We start from the raw sequence: 11,381 nt of genomic DNA on the forward strand, positions 1-11,381 counted from the left end.
TCGCCCGAGAGGGCACAGGAACCGACCGCTACTCGCACAAGAGCAACCGCTGCTTATCGTCTATTGCCGGTCGGTCCAACTCTGTTTCATCGGCGCACCTGCGCCTACCCTGCACGGACCCCTGTCCGCCTCCCCCCGCACGCCGAAGACCGCCCCGAGGTACCGGGGCGGTGAGGTGGGCATTCGGCGCACGCACATCGCCCCAATCTACCGCCTGGGAACACTGCCGCCGAAACGACCGCACGGGACCCGACGCTGCGCGCCGAACCCCGCGGGAGTGAATCTACCGAGCAGTAGCGACACAGGTCGCGTTTTCTCGTCACCTGCTCACCAGAGCACCGCAATGATCACGTTGAGGATGCCGAGACCGCCGATCGTGTGGGCGAGAGCACCCGTCGATCCCGGGTTCTGCTTCTCCTTCTTGAGGCCCACGATCGCGAGGACGAGGATCACCACGGCGACCACGAGCTTGACGCCGATCTTCATGTGGTTCAGCTCAACCACGTCCTGTGCCTCGCGCAGACCGACGAGGGCGAGGCCGCTCACGAGCTGGAGGATCGCGCCGTGCAGCATGCCGGTCACGACACGAGGTTCCTTCACCACGGCGAGCCAGCTGCCGATGATGCCGGCGAGGCCGATGAAGTGCAGGATGAGGAAGATCTTGATGGCGACGTCCATGCCCGTCATCCGAGCATCGACGCCGGCGTTTTGTCCAGTTAGGTCACGCTCAGCACGTGTCCGAGGTCACCCCACCGGTCGCGATACGGACCGGTCGGCTCCGGATCGTGGCGAGGGACCGATCCAGCACGCGTAGGGCGCCGCCCCGCCGCTCGGAACCGGGGTTCCGGTAGCGGCCGGGGCGACGCCCTCGAGGCCCGGGGCCTCGAACGCTCCCGGGGGCCCTGAACGCTACTGTCGCGCGTCCTTCCCGCCCGTCGGGGCATGTCCCTGCACGCGGGCTTCGACGGACCGGTGCAGGATCTGCTCGGCGTGCCGCAGCACCGGTGCGTCGACCATCTTTCCTTCGAACTGGAACACCCCGCGTTCCTCGGGCACCGCGGCCAGCACGCGTCGCGCCCACTCGACCTCTTCCTCGGTCGGGGCGTAGGCCTGGCGGATGACCTCGATCTGGCCGGGGTGAATCGCGACCTTCGCGTCGAAGCCGACCGCGACGGCGTCGAGCGTCTCGTCCCGCAGGCCGTCGTGGTCCTTGATGTCGAGGTACACCGAGTCCAGCGCCCACCGGCGGTAGGTCTTCGCCGCGAGCAGCGCCGACGAACGAACGTGCCGCGCGACGTCGCGGTACGAGCCGTCCGCGTGGCGGCTGGACTGACCGCCCAACCCGACGACGAGGTCTTCCGCACCCCACATGACGCCGATCGTGCCGGCGGCGAGTGCGATCTCCGAGACGGCGAGGGCGCCGGCCGGCGACTCGATCAGCGCGACCACCTCACGCGGGGCGAGGGAGGTGACCTGCTCCGCGGACTCGCACTTGGCGAGCATCACCCGCGTGTACGCGGTCTTCGCGAGCGCCTTCAGATCCTCGGCGTGCTCCTCGGTACCCACCGGGTTGACCCGCACCACGGTCCGTTCGGGATCGAGGGGCGTGTCGACGAGGCAGCGCCGCGCGTAGTCCTTGTCGGCGTGCGCGACACCGTCCTCGAGGTCGAGGATCACGACGTCGGCGATCGCCGCGGCCTTCCCGTACCGCTCGGGCCGGTCCGCCGGGCAGAACAGCCACGCAGGGCCCGGAATGGTGCTCATCGTCGTCAACCTTCCTGCGCCGGATCGACCGGCCGCTTCTGGACGAGAGTCTGCCGCACCGCGACGGCGATCACCTTGCCGTGCTGATTGCGGGCGGTGTGTTCGAACGTCACGATGCCCTGCCCCGGCCGGGACTTCGACTCGCGCTTGTCGGTGATGAGGGTTTCCGCATACATGGTGTCGCCGTGGCGGACCGGATGCGGGAACTTGACCTCCGAGAAGCCGAGATTGGCGACGATCGTGCCCTGGGTGAGCTGCGCGACGGACAGGCCGATCAGGGTGGACAGCGTGAACATCGAGTTGACCAGCGGCTCGCCGAACTCGGTGCCGGCACTGTAGGCGGCATCGAGGTGCAGGGCCTGGGTGTTCATCGTCAGCGTCGTGAACAGAACGTTGTCCGCCTCGGTCACGGTGCGGCCGGGCCGGTGTTCGTAGACGGCGCCGAGTTCGAACTCCTCGAACCACAGGCCCCGCTGGACGACGCGCTTGGTGACTTCCGTGTTGTTCGCGGGCGGGGTGCTCACAGGCCCAGCTCCCGCGCCACCAGCATCAGCTGGACCTCGGTGGTGCCCTCGCCGATCTCGAGGATCTTGCTGTCGCGGTAGTGCCGCGCCACCGGGTACTCGTTCATGAAGCCGTAGCCGCCGTGGATCTGGGTGGCATCGCGCGCGTTGTCCATCGCCGCCTCGGACGCGATGAGCTTGGCGATCGCAGCCTGCTTCTTGAACGGCTTGCCGGAGAGCATCAGGGCTGCCGCGTCGTAGTAGGCGGTCCGGGCCGTGTGCGCCCGCGCTTCCATGCGCGCGATCTTGAAGGCGATGGCCTGGTTGCTGCCGATGGGCCGGCCGAACGCCTCGCGTTCCTTGGCGTACTTGACGGACTCGTCGACACATCCCTGCGCCGCACCGGTGGACAGCGCTGCGATAGCGATACGGCCCTCGTCGAGGATCCGCAGGAAGTTCGCGTAGCCGCGGCCGCGCTCACCGAGCAGGTTCTCGGCCGGCACCCGCACGTCGGAGAACGTGAGCGGATGCGTGTCCGAAGCGTTCCACCCGACCTTGTTGTATGCGGGTTCGGCGGTGAAGCCGGGGGTGTCGGTGGGAACGACGATCGTGGAGATCTCCTTCTTGCCGTCACGTTCGCCCGTGACGGCGGTGACGGTGACGATCTCGGTGATGTCGGTGCCGGAGTTGGTGATGAACTGCTTGTTGCCGTTGATCACCCACTGGTCGCCGTCGAGCTTCGCAGTGGTCTTGGTGCCGCCCGCGTCGCTGCCGGCGCCCGGCTCGGTCAGGCCGAACGCGCCGAGCGCGCGGCCCGCGGCGAGCTGCGGCAGCCACTTGTTCTTCTGTTCCTCGTTGCCGAAGCGGTAGATCGGCATCGCACCGAGCGAGACGCCCGCCTCGAGGGTGATGGCGACGGACTGATCGACCTTGCCGAGTTCCTCGAGGGCCAGGCACAGGGCGAAGTAGTCGCCGCCCTGGCCGCCGTACTCCTCGGGGAAGGGCAGGCCGAACAGGCCCAGCTCGGCCATGCCCGCCACGACCTCGTACGGGAAGGTGTGGTTGGCGTCGTGCTCGGCGGCGACCGGCGCGACGACGGTGCGCGCGAACTCGGCGACGGTGTTCTTCAGATCCCGGTAGTCGTCGGGAAGCTGGCCGGTGGAGAGGTAGCTGCTCATGGGGCGGTCCTAGTTCTCGGTGTCGGAAGGAACTGCGGCGTCGGAAGGAACTGCGGCGTCGGAAGGAACTGCGGCGTCGGAAGGAACTGCGGCGTCGGTGTGGACGGGCACGATGCGTGCGAGGAGCTGGTCGACCTTGACCTGATCGCCGGCGGCGACCAGCAGTTCGACGGTGCCGTCGACCGGCGAGGTCAGGGCGTGCTCCATCTTCATGGCCTCGACGACCACGACCGTGGTGCCTGCGGTGACCGTGGCACCGGCCTCGACGGGGGTGGCGATGACCGTGCCCGGCATGGGGCTGGTCAGCTCCGCTTCCCCGGCGTGGGCGTCCGCGCCGCGGATGTTCGGTTCGCGGGCCTCACGCACCGGCCACGTGCCGCCGTTGCCGGCCAGCCACACGTGATCGTCGTCGGCGGCGACGCGGAACACCGAACGCCGGCCGTCGAGGGTGATGTTCAGGACCGCCCCGTCGAGTTCCGCGGTGAGCGGGCGCTCCGGGCCGTCCTCGATGCGGGCGGTCGCGGCACCGGGAGTGCCGGTGATGTGCACGTGGTCGGTGCGGGTCGGGGTCTGCAACCGGATGGTCGTCGGAACCGCGGTGCCGACGCGCCAGCCGCTGGGGCGGTCCCACGGGTCGACCGGCGCCGCGGTCGTCGCGGCGGGCCAGCGCTGCAGCCAGTGGTGGGCAGCGGCTGCGACGAGCACCTCGTCGGGCGTGCCCGGGGCTTCGTAGTCCCCGAGCCGGCGGTCGAGCAGCCCTGTGTCGAGAGCCCCCGCCTTCACGTCCGGGTCGGCGAGCAGGAACCGCGCGAAGTCGATGTTCGTGACGACGCCGAGCACTGCGGTCTCGGACAGGGCACGGTCGAGACGACGCAGCGCGGACGCCCGGTCCGGACCGTGCGCGATGACCTTGGACAGCATCGGGTCGTAGTCGCTGCCCACGACGGTGCCTTCACGCAGGCCCGAATCGACTCGGATGCCGATCACAGTGTCATTCCCCGTCGCTGCGCTCGCCCCGCCGGGCTCATCCAAGCCGAGCACCGTGCCACCCGTCGGCAGGAAGCCGCGCGCAGGGTCCTCGGCGTAGACGCGGGCCTCGATCGCGTGCCCGGTCAGGGTGATGTCGTCCTGCTCGAAGCCGAGCGGCTCGCCGGCCGCGACCCGCACCTGCCATTCGACCAGATCCAGTCCGGTGACCAGCTCGGTGACAGGGTGCTCGACCTGCAGGCGCGTGTTCATCTCCATGAAGAAGAACTCGTCGGGAGCGTCGGCGGAGACGATGAACTCCACGGTGCCGGCGCCGGTGTAGTCGACGCTGCGGGCCGTGTTGCACGCGGCCTCGCCGATGCGAGCCCGGGTCGCCTCGTCGAGCAGCGGCGACGGCGCCTCTTCGATGACCTTCTGGTGGCGGCGCTGCAGGCTGCATTCGCGCTCGCCGAGGTGCACGACGTTGCCGTGGGTGTCGGCGATGATCTGCACCTCGATGTGGCGGGGCCGCTGCACGAACCGTTCCAGGAACAGCGTGTCGTCGCCGAACGCGGAGGCGGCCTCACGGCGTGCCGACGCCAGCGCGTCGGCGAGCTGACCCGGTTCGGTGACCAGGCGCATGCCCTTGCCGCCACCACCGGCGGACGGCTTGATCAGCACCGGGAACCCGATTTCGCCGGCGGCGGCGATCAGTTCGTCGTCGGTCAGACCCGGCCGGGAGATGCCGGGGACGACGGGTACGTCGAACGCGGAGACGGCGTTCTTCGCGGTGATCTTGTCGCCCATCGTCTCGATCGCCTTGGCGGGCGGGCCCAGGAAGATCAGCCCGGCGTCGGCGCAGGCCTGCGCGAACGCCGAGTTCTCCGACAGGAAGCCGTATCCCGGGTGGATCGCCTGTGCACCGGAGGTGCGGGCCGCGTCGATCACCTTCGCGATGTCGAGGTAGCTCTCGCGGGCGGCGGCGGGTCCGAGCCGCACCGCGGTGTCCGCCTCCCGGACGTGGAGGGCTCCGGCGTCGGGGTCGCTGTAGACGGCCACCGAACGAATCCCCATGCGGCGCAACGTCCGGATCACCCGGACCGCGATCTCACCGCGGTTGGCGACCAGAACGGTATCGAACAGGCCGGGGCCACCGGCAGTTTCGTTCATGCTCATTTCACTCACATCCGGAAGACGCCGTAGGAGACCGGCTCGAGCGGCGCGTTCGCGCACGCCGACAGGGCCAGGCCGAGAACTTCTCTGGTATCGAGGGGGTCGATGATGCCGTCGTCCCACAACCTCGCAGTCGAGTAGTAGGGATTGCCCTGCGCCTCGTACTGCTCGCGGATCGGCGCCTTGAACGCCTCCTCGTCCTCCGGCGACCACGGCTTGCCCGACGCGTCGAGCTGCTCGGAACGGACGGTCGCGAGGACGGATGCAGCCTGTTCACCACCCATCACCGAGATCCGGGCGTTGGGCCACATCCACAGGAACCGCGGCGAGTACGCCCGGCCGCACATCGAATAGTTGCCCGCACCGTAGGACCCGCCGACCACGACGGTCAGCTTCGGCACCCGTGCGCACGCGACGGCCGTGACCATCTTCGCGCCGTGCTTGGCGATGCCCCCGGCCTCGTAGTCGCGGCCGACCATGAAGCCGGAGATGTTCTGCAGGAACACCAGCGGAATCGACCGCTTGTCGCACAGCTCGATGAAATGAGCTCCCTTGAGGGCGGATTCCCCGAACAGCACGCCGTTGTTCGCGACGATCCCCACGGGGTGGCCGTGGATCCGCGCGAAACCGGTGACCAGAGTCTTGCCGTATTCGGCCTTGAACTCCTTGAAGCTGGAGCCCGGCCCCGTCGGATCACCGTCGACGACCCGCTCGATGACCTCCCGCACGTCGTACGGGGTCCGGGAATCGGTCGGCACCACGTCGTACAGATCGGACGGGTCGGTGGCCGGCGCGAACGTCGGCGCCACATCCCACGGGCGCGGGGTGCGCGGACCGAACGTGGAGACGATCTCGCGGACCTTGTTCAGCGCGTCGCGGTCGTCCTCGGCCAGGTGGTCGGTGACACCGGAAACCTTCGAATGCAGGTCGCCGCCGCCGAGCTCCTCCGCAGTGACCACCTCGCCGGTCGCGGCCTTCACCAGCGGCGGCCCACCCAGGAAGATGGTGCCCTGGTTCCGGACGATGACGGCCTCGTCGCTCATCGCCGGCACGTACGCGCCACCGGCGGTGCAGGAACCGAGGACCGCGGCGATCTGCGGAATCCCCTTGGCGCTCATCGTCGCCTGGTTGTAGAAGATGCGGCCGAAGTGCTCGCGGTCCGGGAACACCTCGTCCTGCCGGGGCAGGAACGCGCCACCGGAGTCGACGAGGTAGAGGCACGGCAGGTTGTTCTGCAGCGCGATCTCCTGCGCCCGCAGGTGCTTCTTGACGGTGATCGGGTAGTAGGTGCCGCCCTTGACCGTCGCGTCGTTGGCGACGATCACGCACTCGCGTCCCGAGACCCGGCCGATGCCGGCGATCATGCCCGCGCCGGGGCACTCGTCGTCGTACATGCCGTTCGCGGCGAGCGGCGCGATCTCGAGGAACGGGCTGCCCGGGTCGAGCAGAGCGTCGACGCGGTCGCGGGGCAGCAGCTTACCGCGGGAGACGTGGCGATCGCGGGACTTCTCGTTGCCACCGAGCGCGGCGGCCGCGAGGCGTTCCCGCAGCTCACCGACGAGCGCGAGGTGCTGGTCGCGGTGGGTGGGGAGAGTCGTTCGAGGGGTTGTCACAGGCTCGTCCTCGTCACTGGAGTTAATCTTCGATAACTGAAAACGAGGTTAACTGTGATTAACTGAGTTGTCCAGACCACACACGAAACGGAAGGGGAAGCGATGTCGGAGCCCGACGTGCAGGACGCCCCCGAGGCCCCCACGCTCCCACCCGAAGAGCGGCCCCTGACCCGGCGCAGCCAGGCGAAAGCGGATCGGCGGCGGCAGCTGTTGCAGGCCGCGGCGAGGCTCGTCGCCGAGCGCGGATTCGCCGGCGTGCGGCTCGAGGACCTCGGCGCCGCGGTCGGCATCAGCGGTCCCGCCGTCTACCGGCATTTCCCCAACAAGGACGCCTTGCTGGTCGAACTGCTCGTCGACATCAGCCGCCGGCTGCTCGCGGGCGGCACGGCCGTCGCCGCCGAGACCACCGACCCGGAGCGCACGCTCGTGCGGCTCGTCGACTTCCACCTCGACTTCGCGCTCGGGGAACCCGACCTCATCCGTGTCCAGGACCGCGAACTGCAGTCGCTGCCCGACGACGCGCGCCGCGAAGTACGGCAGACGCAGCGCCGCTACGTCGAGATCTGGGTGGACGTGCTGCGGCGGATCGATCCGACGCTGCGCGAATCCGACGCGCGCACGATGGCGCACGCGACGTTCGGGCTCATCAACTCCACGCCCCACAGCGCGATCCCCTACTCCCCCACCGCGGCGCGCGTGGTGCTGCGGCGGATGGCGCTGGCCGCGCTGCGCTCCGGGGGCAGCTGAGCATCTGCGGACACGACGGACGGGGCACGGAATTCGGGTAGTCGACTACTCGTGCCCCGGAGCGACCTCGGAGGACACACTCGAATCGGCGCCGACCGATCGGCGGGACCGGCCGGCCCGGCAGATGTCCCGACGAAAGGGGTCGTTCCATGTGCGCGCCACGATGGCTGTTCACAACGCTCGGACTCCCGAGCCGACAATCCGGCCGCAGCCGGCGCAACGGACGGGAATACCCGCCGGATCCCGAAGCCCTGCCACCTCCACCCTACGAAGCATCCTTCGCTCCCCAGGCACTTCCGGCCCCGGCGGATCAGCCATCGCGAGCAACGGCCACCTGTCACGACTCGTCCCAGACCTACGCTCGCCAACTCCGCATCGCCGTGGCGATGCGCGGCGGCGTGAGCTTGGCGGTCTGGATGGGCGGGGCCTGCCGAGAGCTGGTCCGACTGCGACAGGGTTCTCTCGGAATCCCGGACGAATTCGTGGACGGCGCCGCCGGCGCGAAGGTCTACAAAGCATTGCTGGAGGAATGCGGATACAGCGAGCCGGTCGAGATCGACGTCATCGCGGGCACCAGCGCCGGCGGGTTGAACGGTGTCCTGCTCGGGTGGCACCTCGCGCGCGGAGCCGGCTTCGGGGACGACGTCCGAGACATGTGGCTGCGGCTGGGCGACCTCGGCGACCTGGCCCGGCGGCCGCTGTGGAACGGGCACGAGTCGCTGCTGCGTGGCGACGACTACTTCTTCCCTCAGGTCCGGAAGGCGCTCGAACAGCTCGACAATGACGGCGTTCCGTGCGCACAGGCGAACCATCCCCTCCGGTTGCTCGTCACCGCCACACGGCTGCGGCCACGTACCGACGCCGTGTTCCCCGGTGCCGGCCCCCGCCTCGGTGCCACCGAGTCGCGAGCGTTCTTCCGATTCCGCTACCAGGGTCGCTCCCGCGAGTTGCAGGGTTTCGACGACTTCGACGACGCCGAACAGATGGCGTACGTCGCGCGCACCACGTCGTCGTTCCCCGGCGCATTCGAACCCGCGACCGTGAACCCCCACCCGAAGAAGTCCCTGACGCGAGAGACGGGCGCACCCAACGTCCACGGCGTCAGTTCCGAAACACGCTCCGATACAGGTAATCCCAACGACTCCGGCATCGAGCTGATCGACGGCGGGGTGCTCGACAACGTTCCGCTGACCTGGGCGGTACGCGCGGTCGCGGGAATGCCCGCCGACCAGGCCGTCAACCGGTGGCTGCTCTACCTGCAACCGGATCCCGGTAACCATGTGGAGAATCCGCCGCAGACCCGCTCTGCCACGCGAATGCTGCGGTCGCTGTTCCAGACCTCACAGCTGAAGAACAACTCCGAATCCATCCTCGACGACGAGGAGAACCTCCGCCAGCTCGTCGCCGCGGAACGTCGCGAGCTGGCTGTCCTTCTCGGCATCGATCCCGACCTCGATGCACCGGAGCGCGCCCCGAGCATCGAACAGATCGACGCCTATCGAGCGGCCGTGGGGTGCGCCGAAGTACGCAGGCTGCAGCGACTGGCGAGTGCGCCCCTCACAATCGTCGGCCTGGACCCCCTGCCGATCCCCGATACCGAACAGCCGCTGCTCGCGGCGTTCGCAGCCTACGACCAGTCCAAAGGTGGACCCCTCGCCCCCGTCAGCGACGCGGACGCCAAGAAACTCGTCCTGCCGGACGAGAGAGTGAGCGAATCGAACGTCGGGCGCTGCGCACGCACCCCACTGGTCGCCGCGAGAGCAGTCACGCTGTTGCTGCATGCGCTGCGGCAAACCGAGACGGCGCGAAGGCAATTCGAGGCGACACGGCAGAACCCCTACCCGCGGGACACCGAGCGCTTCGACGAGCTGGACAAGCAATTCCGGGAACAGGACGAGCAATTCCGCGAACAGATGTCGGAACTGCGCAAGGAGATCTACACCTTGCGCTTCACCTGCGAAGTGACGGTGGCCCACCGCGACCGCGTCCTGCTCGACACCATCACCCGCGAACCCTGGCGCAAGCCCGACTCCCTGCTCGAAAAGGCGTCCAACAAACCGGATTTCGAGTATCCCGAAGCATTTCCCGACCGCGGTACGAAGCGATCGCACTGGCGCACGTGGACGCGGCACGCGGCGGCCGCCGCCGCGGGAGTGCCGCCGGCACCGCGGACACCCCCGGACGCGGTCACCTGGAAGGCCGATCCCTACGGAGCCCTGTGGGACGGAATCGTCGCGCAGACGGTATCCGTCGCTGATCTCGTCAACCGATTCCTTCCGCCCGGATCGGTCCGGACCGACCCTCTCCTCACGGTCCTGCGGCGCGCCACCGACACAGCGCGGGCCGACCACACGCTGTGCCGCCTGGAGATCGTCACCGGCCCGTCGCGGCCGGATCCGCTGGGAGCCTCGGTCGCACCCAAGCTGGTGGTCGCATCCGCCGCAGAGCAGAGCCCGCTCGAGGATCGGATCTACGGCGAGAAACTGAAGGAGACCGAACGAATCTCCCGCAAGCTCAACGGAAACCAGATCGGAAACTTCGCCGCATTTCTCAGCGCGCGGTGGCGCCAGAACGACTGGTTGTGGGGGCGGATGGACAGCGCCCAGAGTCTGGTTCGCCTCGTCGCCACGCGGGACCGCACCGCGAACATCGATGCCGAGACGCTGCGCGCACTGTTCTTCGCCGGTGCCCCCGAACGCGGCCCGTTCCGCGATCTGCTCAACCGCGAATGGGTGAACGGCATGTATGCCGACAACCCACCGGAGAAGGTCGTCGCCGCGATCACCACACGATTGCACTGGGACATCCTCGAGCACGAACTCGCACACCTCAGGAAGCTGCACGAGCGCAAGTCCGGAAAGGACCGGCCCCCGAGCTCGACCGGCCGCGAGTTGCGCACACCGGCCCGAACGGTGGCGGAGGACCCGAAGCCGGCGCTGAAACTCCTCGCGGACGTCGGCGAAGAATCGGTATCCGACCTCCTGCGCCGTCCGGATCTGCGCCGGACCCAGCTGCAACTGGCGCTGGTGGGTCTGGGTGCGCTGTTCCCTGCCGGCTGGAAGAGCAAACTCGGTTATGCCGCGACCAGTGTCACCGCGGGACCGCTCGCGATCCTGCCGCTGCTCCTGGCCATCCTCGCGCCGGGGGGAATGCTGGTGTCGATGCTCGCGCTCGGGATGCTCACCGCGATGATGACCGGCCGAGCGATGTCCCTTGCACAGCTACCCGCACTGCTCGGCATGGTGCTCGTTCTGGTGTGTGCGACGCACAGATTCTGGAAATGGCGTCATTCCCGCTTCACGGTGGGGGTTGTCAACGGCGGCCGAAAACCAGGCCAGAAACGACGGATGAAAACCAGGCCACCCAACCACGATCGGATGGGTGATCTCGATGGAAGACTGGGCTCTGATCCGGCACCTGCATCACAGCGAGAAGTT

Annotated in this window: 8 protein-coding genes; 2 read left to right on the forward strand and 6 right to left on the reverse strand. The window is 68.5% G+C overall.

From position 1 onward, the window contains the following. Positions 1 to 327 precede the first annotated feature (327 nt). From M1M07_RS26175 to M1M07_RS26200, 6 genes are all read right to left on the reverse strand, one after another. Positions 328 to 678: a hypothetical protein gene (locus M1M07_RS26175; RefSeq protein ID WP_197256311.1), complete on the reverse strand. Its 351-nt coding sequence runs from the start codon at positions 676 to 678 to the stop codon at positions 328 to 330. Positions 679 to 909: 231 nt separating this feature from the next. Beyond that, positions 910 to 1,764 (reverse strand): CoA ester lyase, encoded by an 855-nt coding sequence (locus M1M07_RS26180; protein WP_197256309.1) that lies wholly within the window; start codon positions 1,762 to 1,764, stop codon positions 910 to 912. A 5-nt stretch (positions 1,765 to 1,769) separates the two neighbouring features. Further along, positions 1,770 to 2,288, reverse strand: a complete 519-nt coding sequence (locus tag M1M07_RS26185) for a MaoC family dehydratase (protein ID WP_197256307.1) — start codon at positions 2,286 to 2,288, stop codon at positions 1,770 to 1,772. After that, complete coding sequence (locus M1M07_RS26190; RefSeq protein WP_248676065.1) at positions 2,285 to 3,445, reverse strand: acyl-CoA dehydrogenase family protein; 1,161 nt, start codon at positions 3,443 to 3,445, stop codon at positions 2,285 to 2,287. Before M1M07_RS26190 ends, M1M07_RS26185 begins: the two co-directional genes overlap by 4 nt. Positions 3,446 to 3,454: 9 nt before the next feature. Beyond that, entirely contained in the window at positions 3,455 to 5,587 is a 2,133-nt protein-coding gene (locus M1M07_RS26195) for an acetyl/propionyl/methylcrotonyl-CoA carboxylase subunit alpha (RefSeq protein ID WP_248676066.1), read from the reverse strand. Between the two features lie 5 nt (positions 5,588 to 5,592). Beyond that, positions 5,593 to 7,197, reverse strand: a complete 1,605-nt coding sequence (locus tag M1M07_RS26200) for a carboxyl transferase domain-containing protein (protein WP_308200851.1) — start codon at positions 7,195 to 7,197, stop codon at positions 5,593 to 5,595. A 102-nt stretch (positions 7,198 to 7,299) separates the two neighbouring features. Between M1M07_RS26200 and M1M07_RS26205 the strand changes: the two genes are divergently transcribed. Then, entirely contained in the window at positions 7,300 to 7,944 is a 645-nt protein-coding gene (locus M1M07_RS26205) for a TetR/AcrR family transcriptional regulator (protein WP_197256301.1), read from the forward strand. Between the two features lie 149 nt (positions 7,945 to 8,093). Further along, positions 8,094 to 11,381 (forward strand): patatin-like protein (locus M1M07_RS26210; protein ID WP_282582351.1); only part of this gene is annotated, 3,288 nt, incomplete at its 3' end.

The sequence above is a fragment of the Rhodococcus sp. HM1 genome, from assembly GCF_023218075.1.
GTDB lineage: Bacteria > Actinomycetota > Actinomycetes > Mycobacteriales > Mycobacteriaceae > Rhodococcus.